A 13506-nucleotide genomic window follows, 5' to 3' on the forward strand; every position below is an offset into this window, starting at 1 on the left:
AAGAACCTGTCGAAAGGAAAGTACGGGAGGGCTCAGCGCCGGTTGGCGATGGGAACGACGTTGTGCAACGTTTCGATCCCGCTTTCAAGGAAGCGGCGGACGCCGCGCGCGGCCTGCCGGATGCGCTGCTCGTTCTCGACCATCGCGATGCGGACATAGCCTTCGCCATGCTCGCCGAAGCCGACGCCCGGCGACACCGCGACCCCGGACTTCTCGACCATGAGCGTCGCGAACTGCATGCTGCCGAGGCTCTTGAACTTCTCTGGCAAAGGCGCCCAGGCGAACATCGACGCCTCCGGCGACGGGATCTCCCAGCCGGCCCGGCCGAACGCCTCGACCAGCGTGTCGCGGCGCTTGCGGTAGACGTCGCGCATCTCGCGAATGCAGTCGTCGGGACCGTTCAGGGCAGCCGTGGCCGCGACCTGCACCGGCGTGAACGCGCCGTAATCGAGATAGGATTTCACGCGCGCGAGCGCCGCGATGATGCGCTCGTTGCCGACGGCAAAGCCCATGCGCCAACCGGCCATCGAATAGGTCTTCGACATCGAGGTGAACTCGACCGCGACATCCATCGCGCCAGGCACCTGCAGCACCGACGGCGGCGGGTTCTTGTCGTCGAAATACACCTCGGCATAAGCGAGGTCCGACAGGATCAGGATCTCGTGCTTCTTCGCGAATGCGACGAGGTCGCGATAGAAGTCGAGGCTCGCGACATAGGCGGTCGGGTTGCTCGGATAGCAGACGATCAGCGCAAGCGGCTTCGGGATGGAATGAATGATCGCGCGCTCGGCCGCCTCGAAGAACTGCGGCGTCGGCTCGGAAGGCACCGACCGGATCACGCCGCCCGCCATCAGGAAGCCGAAGGCGTGGATCGGATAGCTCGGATTCGGGCAGAGAATGACGTCGCCCGGCGCGGTGATCGCCTGCGCGACGTTGGCAAAGCCTTCCTTGGAGCCGAGCGTCGCCACGATCTGGGTGTCGGGATTGAGCTTCACCCCGAAACGGCGATCGTAATAGGCGGCCTGCGCCCGGCGCAGTCCGACGATGCCGCGCGAGGCCGAATAGCGGTCGGTCCGCGGCTTGCCCAGGGTCTCCCTGAGCTTCTCCAGCACGTGCGGCGGCGCCGGCAGATCCGGATTGCCCATGCCGAGATCGATGATGTCGGCCCCGGCGTTCCGCGCGGCCGCCTTGGCCCGGTTGACCTGCTCGAACACGTAAGGCGGCAGACGGCGGATGCGATAGAAATCTTCCATGGGTCTCTCGGCTCCGGCAACCGGGGGCGGATTCGCCAGCAGAGCTGGCGCTGCGGCGGCGCACGCCATGCCTTGAAACCGGTGCTGGATCAGGAGCTTAGCACGGGCTCGCGGCTTGGCTGGCAACGACACGCGGAGGTGTTGATTCCGGTTGTTTTATCATGGCCGCCGCGCCGCGCCAGACAATTACGCCGCTCCGGGCGGCCGATCGCCCAGCCCTTGTCCCTGGCCGATCATTTGGGCCTGGTGCTGGTGCCCGCCGAGGCTTGGCGGTCGCGCGCCGCGAGCAGCTCCTTTTCGATCTTGTCGCGCTCCTGCGGCGAGATGATCGGCGCATCGCGGTCGCGCGGCACGTCGTTGACGGGCAGATACCCGCCCGGCTCCTTGGGCCGGGCGATCGCATCCGCGTCGAGCGAAGGCATGTCCGCTATTGGACTGGAGCACCCGGCAAGCGCGAGCGCGCCGAACACAACGAGCCCCGCAACAGGGGCGCGCCGTCCCGAACTCCAGCCTCGCCCCTGCGTCCCCACGCGCACGTCCCTCAGCCCCCAACTTCCAGTCGACGGTCCCCGGCCCGACCGCAACGCGGCGCATTTTGCCGCAGCACAACCAATTGTCACTCGAAACGTGACCGGCTTGAACAGGAATTTCATCCAGCTACGTGATCATGATGTCGGAAGCGAGAGATTTTTTCGCAACGCAACAATCAGAAATCGAATTTGCCGCAAACTCGCGGATTATTGATCTCGCTCGGTGACGAAACGGTCCCGACGCGATAGTGTGATCCAGCCATGACCGACGTTCAGAACAGCAGCAATCCAGAAAAAACATTCGATGCGGAAGCGTTCGCGATGAACATCGCGAAAGCCATGGAAAGCAGCGGCAAGGCGCTCTCGGCCTACCTGAAGCCGCGCGAGACGGGCGAAGTTCAGGACCGGCCACCAACCGAATTGACCGAAGTCGTCAAATCCTTCACCGCCGTCGCCGACTACTGGCTGTCGGACAAGGATCGCGCCAGCGACATCCAGACCAAGATCGCCAAGGGCTATCTCGATTTGTGGGGCTCGGCCGCGCGCCGTCTCGCCGGCGAAGACGTACCCCCGGCCATTTCGCCCTCCCCGCGCGACAAGCGCTTCGCCGATCCGGAATGGAAGTCGAACCAGTTCTTCGATTTCGTGATGCAGGCCTATCTGCTGACGACGCAGTGGGCGCAGGACCTTGTCCACAATGCCGAGGGCCTCGATCCGCACACGCGCAAGAAGGCCGAGTTCTACGTCAACCAGATCACCAATGCGCTGGCGCCCTCGAATTTCGTCCTGACCAATCCGGAGGTGCTGCGGCAGACGGTAGCGTCGAGCGGCGATAATCTTGTGCGTGGCATGCAGATGCTCGCGGAGGACATCGAGGCCGGCAAGGGCTCGCTGAAGATCCGCCAGTCCGACCCGGCCAATCTCGAGGTCGGCGTCAACATGGCGACGACGCCGGGCAAGGTGATCTTCCAGAACGAGATGATGCAGCTGATCCAGTACGCGCCGTCGACGGAGAGCGTGCTGCGGACGCCGCTCCTGATCGTGCCGCCCTGGATCAACAAGTTCTACATCCTCGATCTGCGCCCGGAGAAATCCTTCATCAAATGGTGCGTCGATCAGGGCCTGACGGTGTTCGTGATCTCCTGGGTCAATCCCGACAAGTCGCTCGGGACCAAGACCTGGGAGGACTACATGAAGGAAGGCCCGCTCACCGCGATGGACGTCATCGAGAAGGTGACGGGCGAGATGAAGGTGCACACGCTCGGCTATTGCGTCGGCGGCACCATGCTGGCGACGACGCTCGCCTGGCTGGCCGACAAGCGCCGCCAGCGCGTGACCTCGGCGACCTTCCTCGCCGCACAGGTCGACTTCACCCATGCCGGCGATCTGCTGGTGTTCGTCGACGAAACCCAGATCTCGGCGCTGGAGCGCGACATGCAGGCTTCGGGCGTGCTCGAGGGCAGCAAGATGGCGATGGCCTTCAACATGCTGCGCTCGAACGACCTGATCTGGTCCTATGTCGTCAACAACTACCTGAAGGGCCAGCCGCCGCAGGCATTCGACCTGCTGCACTGGAACTCGGACGCCACGCGGATGTCGGCGGCGAACCATTCCTACTACCTGCGCAACTGCTATCTGGAGAACCGGCTGACGCAGGGCACGATGGTGCTGGACAACACGCTGCTGGATCTCTCCAAGGTGAAGGTGCCGGTCTACAACCTCGCCACCCGCGAGGACCACATCGCGCCGGCCGACTCCGTGCTGTACGGATCGCAATTTTTCGGCGGTCCGGTGAAGTACGTGCTTTCGGGCTCGGGCCACATCGCCGGCGTCGTCAATCCGCCCTCCTCCGGCAAGTATCAGTACTGGACCAATGACCAGATCCACGACATCTCGCTGAAGGACTGGATGAAGGGCGCGCAGGAGCACAAGGGCTCGTGGTGGCCGGACTGGCGCGAATGGCTGAGCCAGCTCGATCCGGAAGAGGTTCCCGCGCGCGGCGTCGGCAGCGAGGCCTATCCACCGCTCGAGGATGCGCCGGGCTCCTATGTCCGCGTCCGCGCATAGCGCGATCCGCCGCGATTGACTATAAACGCTCCGTCCCGCCGGGACGGGACGGGAATCAGTTGAGGGGATCTCGATGACGCGCGAACTGTTCTGGCTGACGCTCACGGTCATTCTGACCGGCCTGCTGTGGGTTCCCTACATCCTGAACCGCTGCCAGGTCCGCGGCCTGACGGGCGCGATGGCCAACCCTTCCCGCAACGACAAGCCGCACGCGCCGTGGGCGACCCGGCTGATGTTCGCGCACGACAACGCGGTCGAGAACCTCGTGATCTTCGCGCCGCTGGTGCTGATCCTCAACGCGATCGACTATTCGACCAAATGGACCGTGCTCGCCTGCGCCGTCTATTTCTGGTCGCGCGTCGCCCACGTCATCGTCTACGCGATCGGCCTGCCCGTATTTCGCACCCTTGCGTTCGTCGTCGGCTTCATCGCCCAGGCCGTCCTGGCGCTCGCGATCTTCGGCTGGCTCTAGGCCTGTCGGCTAGGGAAGATTGTCCCGCAGGAAGATGTCGATGCGGATGCGCTCCTGATCGGGGCTGATCGGCTCGCCCGAGCAATGCGCGAGCAGGACCCGCGCAGCCGAGCGCGCCTCGTGGCCGGGATCCTGGTTGATGATGGCGTCGCACGTGCCGCGGACCAGGAACCGCCTGGTGTGCTGGGTCAGCTCATGGGTGATCCAGACCACCTCCCGGGCGCGGCCGGATGCCTCGAGGGCATCGGCGATGCCACGGTTGCCGGCGCCACAACAGTAGATGCCGCGCAGATCCGGATGGCGCGCGAGCAGCGCGGCGGTCAGCTCCCGCGTGCGCTCGCTCTCATCGCGGCCTTCGATTGCCGGAAGCGCGAGCAGGTTCGGGTACTCGCTGGACAGGATCTGGTGAAAGCCGAATTGCCGCTCGGCGTGATCGCGCAGCGACAATGATCCCGCGATCACGGCAACCGTCCCCTCGCGACCGCCGAGATAGCGCCCCATCAGCGTGGCCGCCGTCCGCCCCGCGGCAGGGTTGTCGATGCCGACGTAGTGCAGGCGGCGCGAGCTCGGGGCGTCCGAGACCAGGGTCACCACCGCGACGCCGCGCGCGGTGAGTTCGTCGATCGCGGCGCGCACTCTGGGGTGATCCAGCGCGATGACCGCAACGCCCTGATAGGCCGGCGACAGGTTCTCCAGCGCACCGGCCAGCACGTCAGGATCGAACACGTCGACGTGGAGGATATCGATGAAGCCGCGCTGACCGGCCAGCCACTCTGCCGTGCGCTGGACCTGCTCGGTCAGGATGGTCATGAAGCTGTTGCCACCGGTCGGCAGCACGAAGGCAAAGCGGAAGCTCTGGCCGCGCGCGAGCCGTGCCGCTGCGACGTCGGCGCGATAACCCAGCTTGGCAACAGCGGCCTCCACCCGGGCAACGGTCTTGGCACGCACGCCCTCGCGCCGGTTGATGACGCGGTCGACGGTGGCGAGCGACACGCCCGCCGTCCGCGCGACGTCCTCCAGCGTGGCCCGGACCGGTAACGGGTTCGCGTCAGCCGTCACTCGCGCGCCGCCCATAGCATGCCGCGGGTCATCAACGTCCGGATCTCCGGCACGTCGAGCTCGTAGGCACGGTGGCCGAGCGAGGAATAGAACACCCTGCCCGCGCCGTAACGCTTCTTCCAGACCACCGGCATCACCACCCCCTCGATCCACGGGGCGTGCTCTCCGGTGAAGGTCGTGGTCGCCAACACCTCGTTGGCCGGATCGACGTGCATGTAATACTGCTCTGAACGGTGCTCGAAACTTGTCAGGCCCTTCATGATGGGATCGTCCGGCCTGGTCAAGTCGACCCGATAGTCGATGATGTTGCCGGGATGGGCGACCCATTGCCCGCCGCACAGGAACTGGTAGTCGACCGAATCGCGGAAGGCATCGCACATGCCGCCATGATGGCCGGCGAGCCCGACGCCGCGGCGCACCGCCGCGCAGAGGTTGAGCGCTTCCGCCTTCTCGATCTTGGACATCGTGTAGATCGGGATGATCAGCGACAGATCGTGGATCGCAGGATCTGCGAACGCGGCCGTCGTGGTCTCGATCCGCACCTCGAAGCCTTCCGCCTTGAGCCAGCCGCGGATCATCGAGGCACAGAGATCGGGGTCATGTCCTGGCCAGCCGCCCCATACAATCATTGCCTTGCGCATGTCTCTGTCCTCAGTCGATCTGTCCGGTGTCGCGTCCAACAGGCAACATCGCCGGCCGCTCCACACGGCTCTCGATCCTGACCCGCCGCCCTTCGCTTGCGGAGGTCTGGAACGCCTCCATGACCTCCAGCACGTGGAAGGCGAGCGCACCGCTGGCCCGATGCGGCCGGTCGTTCAGGATCGCGGTCGCCATATCGGCCACGCCGATGGAGCGGAACTCGCCGTCGACGTGACCATGCGTCAACGGCATCGTCTGCCAGTCCCCGCCGGTCTTGGCGATCTGGACCTCGCCGCCGAAGCGGTTCGGGTCCGGCACCAGCATGCTGCCCTCGGCGCCATAGATCTCGATGGGCGCGTGCCGGTGCTTCGGAACGTCGAAACTCATGGTGACCGAGACCACCGCCCCGCTCTCGAACTCGAGCGTGCCCGCGACGTGGGTCGCGACCTCGACCGGGATCAGCGTGCCGTTCATCGGCTGGCTGGTGACCAGGCGTTCGGATCTTGGGCGCGCGGTCGAGCCCATCACGCTCGCGACCGGGCCAAGCAACTGCACCAGATCGGTGATGTAGTACGGGCCCATGTCGAGCATCGGCCCGCCGCCGCGCAGGTAATAGAAGCCCGGCGCCGGATGCCAGCGCTCATGGCCGGGACAGCCGAAGAACGCGCTGCCCGCGACAGGCGTGCCGATCGCGCCGTCGTCGATCAGCTTGCGCGCGGTCTGGTGGGCGCCGCCGAGGAACGTGTCGGGCGCGCAGCCGACCCGCAGGTTCTTCTGCGCGGCAAGCTCGATCACCTTGCGGGCTTCCGCGACGTCGATTCCGAGCGGCTTCTCGGAATGAACGTGCTTGCCGGCATTCAGCACGGCGAGACTGACGTCGGTATGGGCGAGCGGCACGGTGAGATTGATGACGATCTCGACGTCATCGCGTTTCAGCAATTGATCGACCCGCATCGCCGGCAGGCCGAAGGCTGCGCCCTGTCGCTCGGCTGCGTCGCTGCGCATGTCGGCGAGCGCCTTGATGTCCAGAACGGGGAAGCGCTGGGCGGCCTTCAGATAGGCGGTGCTGATGTTGCCGCAGCCGATGATGCCGATGCCGACTTTTCTCATTGGGGTCTCCGTGAGGTCCGGTTCATCCCTTGACCGCGCCCGACGTCAGGCCGGCAACGATGTGCTTCTGCGCCAGGAGGAAGAGGATGATCGTTGGCAGGATGGTCAGGGTGATGAAGGCGAGGATCAGGTGCCACTCGGACGAATACTCGCCCTGATAGACCATGATGCCGAGCGGCCATGGATACAGCGCATCGGTGTTGAGCATCACCAGCGGCAGCAGATAGGCGTTCCAGCTGTTGACGAAGGTAATGGTGCCGACCGTCGCCAGGATCGGGCGCGACAATGGCAACGTCACGTAGCGGAAGAATTTGATATAGCTGCAGCCGTCGACCAGCGCGGCCTCGAGCAGCTCGTAGGGGATGTCCTTGAAGAAGCGGCGCAGCAACAGCACGCTCATGGCGAGGCTGAAGGCGACCTGCGGCAGCGCGACGCCGAAATAGGTGTCGAGCAGCCCGAGATCGCGCACCTTGATGAACAGCGGCAACACCGCGGTCGCCGCCGGAAACAGCAGGCCGAGCGTCAAATAGCTCAGCAGCATCGAGCTGCCGTAGAATCGGACATGGGCAAAGGTGAAGGCCGCCATCGACGCGACGATGAGAGTCAGAACGACCGTCAGCGTGGAGATGATCAGCGAATTGCGCAGGAGCTGCCAGTAGCGCCCGGAGAACAGGATATCGGCATAGTTCTGCCACGCCCAGTGCTGCGGCAGGCCGAACGGATTCACGCGCAATTCCCCGAGCGACTTGAAGCCACCGAGCAGCGTCGCAAGCAGCGGCACCAGCACGAAGATGGCGACGATCGCGAGGAACACCGTCTTGAACAGCACGGCGGGATCGAATGGTGCCCGGAACGTCTCCACCTTATTCATCGCGCATGAACCATCGCTTGTAGGTGAAGGCAAAGGTCACGCAGATCACGAACAGGATGACGCCGATGGCGCTGCCATAGCCGACCCGCATCCGGGAGATGCCGTTGTTGTAGAGAAAGCTCACCATTGTATTCGAGGAGTCGGCGGGCCCTCCGCGCGTCAGCGGCATCACCAGGTCGAACAGCTGCAGCGAGCCGACGATGGCGAAGAACACCGAGAGCCGAATCGTCGGGTAGAGCAAGGGAATGACGATGTGGCGCAGGCTCTGCGACCGCGTCGCACCGTCGATCCGGGCGGCCTCGATCAGGCTCTTGTCGATGCTCTGCAGCGCGGCGATGAACAGCATCATGTGGAAGCCGAAATACTTCCAGACGATCACGATCAGCACCGCCAGCATCGCCGTGTCGGTCGAGGCCAGCAGATGCGGCGGCTCGGCGCCGAAGCTGCGCCAGATCGACGCGACCAGGCCATAATCGCCGTCATAGACGAAGCTGAAGATCAGCCCGGTCGCGATCTCGGCGAGGATATAGGGCATGAAGAACAGCATCCGCAGCGCCACCGCGCCGCGGAACCGCTCCGCGAGCATCAGGGCCAGAGTCAGCGCCAGCGGCAACTGGACACACAGCGAGACCGCAATGATCAGGCCGTTGTTGCGCAGCGCGAGCCAGAACGCGCGCGTCTCCAGCACGAAACGATAGTTGTCAAAGCCGATCCAATGGGTCGGCCTGCCGAACCCATTCCAGTTGAAGCCCGAGTACCAGGCGGCCTCGCCGATCGGCAGCACCACGAAGAGCGTGAACAGCAGCAGCGCAGGCGGCAGGAACAGGATCAGGACGGTGAAGCGGCCGTCCCAGCTCGGGCCGCCCACCGCGCGCGTGGAGAGCGATGCCGGCGATACACCCATCGCCGGCGAACTCGCGATCGGACGTGCCACGTCAGTTGCCCTGCTTCCGCGCTGCCTCGATCGCCTTGGCAGCCTCCTGCGGACTCATGCTGCCGCCGGCGATCTCCGCGGAGACATCGTTGACGACGCGACCGACGGAGGGGCCGAGGCTCTGGTCATAGAAGTTCTGGTGATAGTTCGATTTGGCCAGATTGGACGCGATCAGCTTCATGAAGGAATTGTTGAGGCCGGCGTCCGCGCCCTGCACCACCGGGATGATGAAATTTCCCGCCGCCAACCGTGTCTGGACGTCCTTGGAGATGAAGTACTTCAGGAAATCGACGGCTTCCTTGGGCGAGCCCTTGGTGACCAACCAGCCGGTGATGCCGCCGAGCGTATCCGTCGGCGCGCCCTTGCCGCCTTGCACGACCGGAAAATCGAACCAGCAGATCTTGTCTTCGCTCAAGCCGACCTTGTCGGCGGCGAGCGCCCGCTGCAGATTGTAGACGGAGCTGATCGCGAGCGTCATCGCCGCCTTGCCATCGCCGAAATATCCGACGGCCTGCGGGTTCTTGAAGCCAAGAAAGCCATTCTGGAATGGCTGGAGATCGACGAGCTGCTTGAACAGCTCGCCTGATTTGACGAAGGTGTCGCCGGCAAAGCCGCCATTCTCGCCGAGCAGCGCCGCGTCGAATGCCGGCTTGCCGCCGATCCGCACCGCAAGATGCGTCCAGTAGAAATGCAGCGGCCATTTGTCGGCGCCGCCGACCACGATCGGGGTCACGCCGGCCGCCTTCAACGTCTTCACGGCGCTCAGCAGATCGTCCCAGCTCTTGATCGCCGTGGGATCGACCTTGGCCTTGGCCATCAGCTCCTTGTTGCAGACGAAGCCGACCTGCGACAGCGAGATCGGAAGGCCGTAGACGTGGCCGCCATCGGTGAATGCCGCGAGCGCCGCCGGAGTCACGCTGTCGCTGTAGCCTTTCACCTGCTCGGTGATGTCCTCGAGCACGCCAGCCTCGATCTGCGCCTTCAGGACACCGCCCGCCCAGCTGTAGATGATGTTCGGCCGGTCCTTGGACTGCAGGATGGTCGGCAGCTTGGCCTTGTAGGCCTCGTTCTCGAGGAACTGCATCTCGATCTTGACGCCCGGATGCGACGCCTCATAGGCGCGGGCCACCTCCTCCCAGATCTTCACCTGGGCTGGATTGACCTCGATATGCAGCCATTTCACGGTGGTATCGGCGCTCGCGACGGTGGCCCAGAGCAGGCATGCGGCAGCGGCGAGTCCCAGCTTCGCGAGCAGTCTCATCACAATCCTCCCAACCGTCTTCTTTGTTGCGGTAATCCTGTCCTCATTTTTTGAGGTGCGCAACTGAAATTCTGACAGAGCAAACCTCAAACGTGTTCGCATTTGCGAACAGCTTCACGAGTAGACAGAGAGATTGCTAATTGGGCTGAGCAAGACTCGGCGGGCAGCCGCACGCGCCTTTCGCCTGGAAAAGGCGGAGCGGGCGTCTGCCGCACCGCGAAGGATATGCTGGAGATCGCCTGACGCTCAGGTGCAGCGCGCCTTGAAATTTGCGGCGACAAGCTTCGCCATCACGTCGTTGAGATGCGCCTGGTCGCGCGTCTCGATCACCAGCTCGAGCAGGGTTGCCTTGGCCGGCAGGTCCGAGAACGTTCGCTGATGCGACACCTCGATGATGTTGGCGCCGGCATCGGCGAGCAGCGTCGACACGGCAGCGAGTTGTCCGGGACGATCGACGATGTCGATCGACAGCTGCGTCAGCCGCCCCTCGCGAGCGAGCTCGCGGGTGAGCACCGAGGCGATCAGTCGGGTGTCGATGTTGCCGCCGCTCAGCACCAGGCCGACATTGCGGCCGGCAAACTGCGCGGGGTGCGCGAGCACTGCGGCGAGACCGACGGCGCCGGCGCCTTCGACCACCGTCTTCTCGATCGAGATCAGCGTGGCGAGCGCACGCTCGATCTGCGGCTCGTTGACCAGCAGGATATCGTCGACGAGATGGCGGATAATCTCGGTCGTGATCCGGCCCGGCGATTTCACCGCGATGCCCTCGGCGAGCGTGTCGCCGCGCATCGGCAGCTGACTGCTGCGGATGGCGTTGTACATCGACGGATAGAGTTCGGCCTGAACGCCGACGATGCGCAAGCCCGGCTTGATTGCGCGCGCCGCGACCGCCATGCCGGAGATCAGCCCGCCGCCGCCGATCGGCACCACGAGCGTATCGAGCTCGGGGACCACCGCGAGCATCTCCAGCGCCACCGTGCCCTGCCCTGCGATGATCAGTGGATCGTCGTAAGGATGGATCATGGTCATGCCGTGCGCCGCGCCGTGCTCCCTGGCGAACGCGCCCGCCTCCTCCAAGGTGGCGCCGGAAATCACGACCTCGGCGCCGTGCCGCTTGGTGTTCTCCACCTTCACCATCGGCGTGCCCACCGGCATCACGATGGTCGCGGGAATGCCGAGACGCCGCGCGTTATACGCGACGCCCTGCGCGTGGTTGCCGGCCGACATCGCGATCACGCCGCGTTCGCGCTGCTCGGCGGACAGCGCATTCAGCCGGTTCAGCGCGCCGCGCTCCTTGAACGACGACGTGAACTGCAGGTTCTCGAATTTCAGCCAGACGTTGCAGCCGCAGATCTCGCCGAGCGTCCGGCTCTGGTTGCAGGCCGTCGCGAGCACGGCGCCACCGATGGTCTCGGCGGCGGCCCGCACATCGTTGGCGGTGACGGGCAGCGCGTTCAGATCAGTGGCGGTCATGGGTCTGCCCATCCCTCAGCGTGCGTCATTGCACGCGATGCCGGCGGCGCGCCGACCTCGCATGATGTTGCCGATCGTGCCGGCGCGTCTGCGGCCGGACGATCCAGATCGGTCTCAGCTCCCGAGATCGGGCAGTCCGAGCATCAGCCGCATGTTCTGCACGGCCGCGCCCGAGGCGCCCTTGCCGAGATTGTCGAGCCGCGCCACCAGCACCGCCTGGTGATGCTGGTCGCTGGCGAAGACGTAGAGCTCGAGCTTGTTCGTCTCGTTCAGCGCCTCCGGCTCGAGCCGGCCGCTCTTGGCCGCCGCGCCATCGAGCGGCATCACCGAGACGTATTTGCTGCCGGCATAATGCTTCGCCAGGGCCGCCTGCAGGTCCGAGCCTGACGGCTTGCCCGGCAGTGTGTCGAGTTGCAGCGGCACGGAGACCAGCATGCCCTGCCGGTAGTTGCCGACGGAGGGAATGAAGATCGGCCGCCGGGTCAACCGCGAATAGAGCTGCAGCTCAGGCAGATGCTTGTGCTCGAGGCCGAGACCGTACAGCTCGAAGTTCGGCGCGGTGCCATTCTCAAAGGCCGCGATCATCGTCTTGCCGCCGCCGGAATAGCCGCTCACCGCGTTCACCGTGACCGGATAGTCCTGCGGCATCAGTCCGGCATCGACCAGCGGCCGCAGCAGCGCGATGCCGCCGGTGGGATAGCAGCCGGGATTGGAGACCTTGCGCGCATTCCGGATCTTGTCGGCCTGGTCGGCGGCGAGCTCGGGAAAGCCATAGGCCCAGTCCGGCGCGACCCGGTATGCGGTCGACGCGTCCAGCACCTTCGGCGCAGAGCTGCCCATGCCGTCGATCAGCGCCACCGTCTCCTTGGCCGCATCGTCCGGCAGGCAAAGGATGACGAGATCGACCTCGGCCATCAGCGCCCGCTTGGCCGCCGGATCCTTGCGCTTGTCCTCGGCGATCGTCTTCACGACGATGTCCGGCTGGTGCCGGAGACGCTCGGCGATTCCCAGGCCGGTCGTTCCCGAGCCGCCGTCGACGAACACGGCGCGTGTCGCAGTCCCGGAGGCGGCGTGAGCTATCGGCACGTTGCTGTCGATCACGGTCATGACACGCTCCTTAGGTCTGGGTTTCGCCGGCAAAGGCCTGGGGCCGCGCCTGCCGCATGAGAGAGGAAATCTGTTGCGAGCCAATGTCGGGCTGCTCGCCGAGCCTCGTCGCGATCGTCGCGTAGTCGGTCTCGGACTTGTGCTGGTTGAGCTTGAAGCTGCCTTCGACCTGATCGATCGTCATGACGATGCCCACAATCGCCTTGCGCATCGCCTCGAGGCGTCCCGCCGTCATCTTGTCCGAGGTCCAGGGCTTCTTCGGCAGCAGCCGCTGCTCGAACTTCGCACTGACCTCATCCGTCTGCCGCGCGAGCTCGGCCTCCGACAAGATCCGCGCCGTACCGGTCAGATGCACGGCCTGATAGAGCCAGGTCGGCACCTGGTCGGGCGACACATACCAATCGGCGGAGACGTAAGCATCGGCGCCGCTGACGGCCAACAGCCAGGGCGTCGTACCGTCGGCGATCCTTGCCAGCGGATTGCCGCGCGCGACATGGAAGAACGCCTGCGGCGTGCCATCGTTCAAGGCGCCCAGGTGAAACGGTACCGGTGACGCGATCGGCTTTGTGCCGTCCCACGCGCAGACCATGCCGAAGCCGCGCGCGTCAGCGAAGCCGAGGCTCGCGGCGCGATCGGGCTTGAAGGGCGGTGGCGTGTACATCGGAAACTCCTGCTGGACGAAGGAGCCGCCTGATCAATCGCGCTGCAAGGAGAAAGTCTGCCGCGGGAT

General features: G+C 65.0%; 13 protein-coding genes. 2 read left to right on the forward strand and 11 right to left on the reverse strand.

Features of this window, described 5'->3' with window-relative positions:
* Nucleotides 1-32: 32 nt before the first annotated feature.
* Together ACQR0U_RS07215 and ACQR0U_RS07220 are read right to left on the reverse strand one after the other, a co-directional pair.
* On the reverse strand, nucleotides 33-1253 hold the full coding sequence (locus ACQR0U_RS07215; RefSeq protein ID WP_315712121.1) for an LL-diaminopimelate aminotransferase: 1221 nt from the start codon (nucleotides 1251-1253) through the stop codon (nucleotides 33-35).
* A gap of 233 nt (nucleotides 1254-1486) precedes the next feature.
* Nucleotides 1487-1675: a hypothetical protein gene (locus tag ACQR0U_RS07220; protein WP_315712122.1), complete on the reverse strand. Its 189-nt coding sequence runs from the start codon at nucleotides 1673-1675 to the stop codon at nucleotides 1487-1489.
* 369 nt (nucleotides 1676-2044) lie between these two features.
* On the opposite strand from ACQR0U_RS07220, the gene ACQR0U_RS07225 reads away from it, so the two are divergent.
* Nucleotides 2045-3850 (forward strand): PHA/PHB synthase family protein, encoded by a 1806-nt coding sequence (locus ACQR0U_RS07225; RefSeq protein WP_316164782.1) that lies wholly within the window; start codon nucleotides 2045-2047, stop codon nucleotides 3848-3850.
* A 73-nt stretch (nucleotides 3851-3923) separates the two neighbouring features.
* Nucleotides 3924-4322 (forward strand): MAPEG family protein, encoded by a 399-nt coding sequence (locus tag ACQR0U_RS07230; RefSeq protein ID WP_315751659.1) that lies wholly within the window; start codon nucleotides 3924-3926, stop codon nucleotides 4320-4322.
* Between the two features lie 9 nt (nucleotides 4323-4331).
* Here ACQR0U_RS07230 and ACQR0U_RS07235 read toward each other — a convergent pair whose 3' ends face one another.
* From ACQR0U_RS07235 to ACQR0U_RS07275, 9 genes are all read right to left on the reverse strand, one after another.
* On the reverse strand, nucleotides 4332-5381 hold the full coding sequence (locus tag ACQR0U_RS07235; RefSeq protein WP_315712126.1) for a LacI family DNA-binding transcriptional regulator: 1050 nt from the start codon (nucleotides 5379-5381) through the stop codon (nucleotides 4332-4334).
* On the reverse strand, nucleotides 5378-6022 hold the full coding sequence (locus ACQR0U_RS07240; protein WP_316170481.1) for a ThuA domain-containing protein: 645 nt from the start codon (nucleotides 6020-6022) through the stop codon (nucleotides 5378-5380). Before ACQR0U_RS07240 ends, ACQR0U_RS07235 begins: the two co-directional genes overlap by 4 nt.
* 10 nt (nucleotides 6023-6032) lie before the next feature.
* Nucleotides 6033-7130: a Gfo/Idh/MocA family protein gene (locus ACQR0U_RS07245; protein ID WP_434842997.1), complete on the reverse strand. Its 1098-nt coding sequence runs from the start codon at nucleotides 7128-7130 to the stop codon at nucleotides 6033-6035.
* Between the two features lie 22 nt (nucleotides 7131-7152).
* Complete coding sequence (locus tag ACQR0U_RS07250; protein ID WP_315826885.1) at nucleotides 7153-8001, reverse strand: carbohydrate ABC transporter permease; 849 nt, start codon at nucleotides 7999-8001, stop codon at nucleotides 7153-7155.
* Nucleotides 7994-8935 (reverse strand): carbohydrate ABC transporter permease, encoded by a 942-nt coding sequence (locus ACQR0U_RS07255; RefSeq protein WP_315712132.1) that lies wholly within the window; start codon nucleotides 8933-8935, stop codon nucleotides 7994-7996. The genes ACQR0U_RS07250 and ACQR0U_RS07255 overlap by 8 nt, the downstream gene beginning before the upstream one ends.
* A 1-nt stretch (nucleotide 8936) precedes the next feature.
* A complete protein-coding gene (locus ACQR0U_RS07260) occupies nucleotides 8937-10196 on the reverse strand; it encodes an extracellular solute-binding protein (RefSeq protein ID WP_434842996.1) in 1260 nt (419 codons plus the stop codon).
* Nucleotides 10197-10442: 246 nt separating this feature from the next.
* Nucleotides 10443-11669 (reverse strand): threonine ammonia-lyase, encoded by a 1227-nt coding sequence (locus ACQR0U_RS07265; RefSeq protein ID WP_315712136.1) that lies wholly within the window; start codon nucleotides 11667-11669, stop codon nucleotides 10443-10445.
* Between the two features lie 114 nt (nucleotides 11670-11783).
* Nucleotides 11784-12776 carry an N-acetyl-gamma-glutamyl-phosphate reductase gene (gene argC / locus ACQR0U_RS07270; RefSeq protein WP_434842995.1) on the reverse strand — a complete coding sequence of 331 codons (993 nt, stop codon included), beginning with the start codon at nucleotides 12774-12776 and terminating at the stop codon, nucleotides 11784-11786.
* Nucleotides 12777-12786: 10 nt separating this feature from the next.
* Nucleotides 12787-13437 carry an FMN-binding negative transcriptional regulator gene (locus ACQR0U_RS07275; protein WP_434872109.1) on the reverse strand — a complete coding sequence of 217 codons (651 nt, stop codon included), beginning with the start codon at nucleotides 13435-13437 and terminating at the stop codon, nucleotides 12787-12789.
* Nucleotides 13438-13506 lie beyond the last annotated feature (69 nt).

Source organism: Bradyrhizobium sp. HKCCYLRH3097 (assembly GCF_051167875.1).
Taxonomy (GTDB): Bacteria; Pseudomonadota; Alphaproteobacteria; order Rhizobiales; family Xanthobacteraceae; genus Bradyrhizobium.

Coding starts and splice junctions, on each gene's coding strand:
- ACQR0U_RS07215 (WP_315712121.1), bottom strand. CDS start 1,253: ATGGAAGATTTCTATCGCATCCGCCGTCTGCCGCCTTACGTGTTCGAG.
- ACQR0U_RS07220 (WP_315712122.1), bottom strand. CDS start 1,675: ATGCCTTCGCTCGACGCGGATGCGATCGCCCGGCCCAAGGAGCCGGGC.
- ACQR0U_RS07225 (WP_316164782.1), top strand. CDS start 2,045: ATGACCGACGTTCAGAACAGCAGCAATCCAGAAAAAACATTCGATGCG.
- ACQR0U_RS07230 (WP_315751659.1), top strand. CDS start 3,924: ATGACGCGCGAACTGTTCTGGCTGACGCTCACGGTCATTCTGACCGGC.
- ACQR0U_RS07240 (WP_316170481.1), bottom strand. CDS start 6,022: ATGCGCAAGGCAATGATTGTATGGGGCGGCTGGCCAGGACATGACCCC.
- ACQR0U_RS07245 (WP_434842997.1), bottom strand. CDS start 7,130: ATGAGAAAAGTCGGCATCGGCATCATCGGCTGCGGCAACATCAGCACC.
- ACQR0U_RS07250 (WP_315826885.1), bottom strand. CDS start 8,001: ATGAATAAGGTGGAGACGTTCCGGGCACCATTCGATCCCGCCGTGCTG.
- ACQR0U_RS07260 (WP_434842996.1), bottom strand. CDS start 10,196: ATGAGACTGCTCGCGAAGCTGGGACTCGCCGCTGCCGCATGCCTGCTC.
- ACQR0U_RS07265 (WP_315712136.1), bottom strand. CDS start 11,669: ATGACCGCCACTGATCTGAACGCGCTGCCCGTCACCGCCAACGATGTG.
- argC (WP_434842995.1), bottom strand. CDS start 12,776: ATGACCGTGATCGACAGCAACGTGCCGATAGCTCACGCCGCCTCCGGG.
- ACQR0U_RS07275 (WP_434872109.1), bottom strand. CDS start 13,437: ATGTACACGCCACCGCCCTTCAAGCCCGATCGCGCCGCGAGCCTCGGC.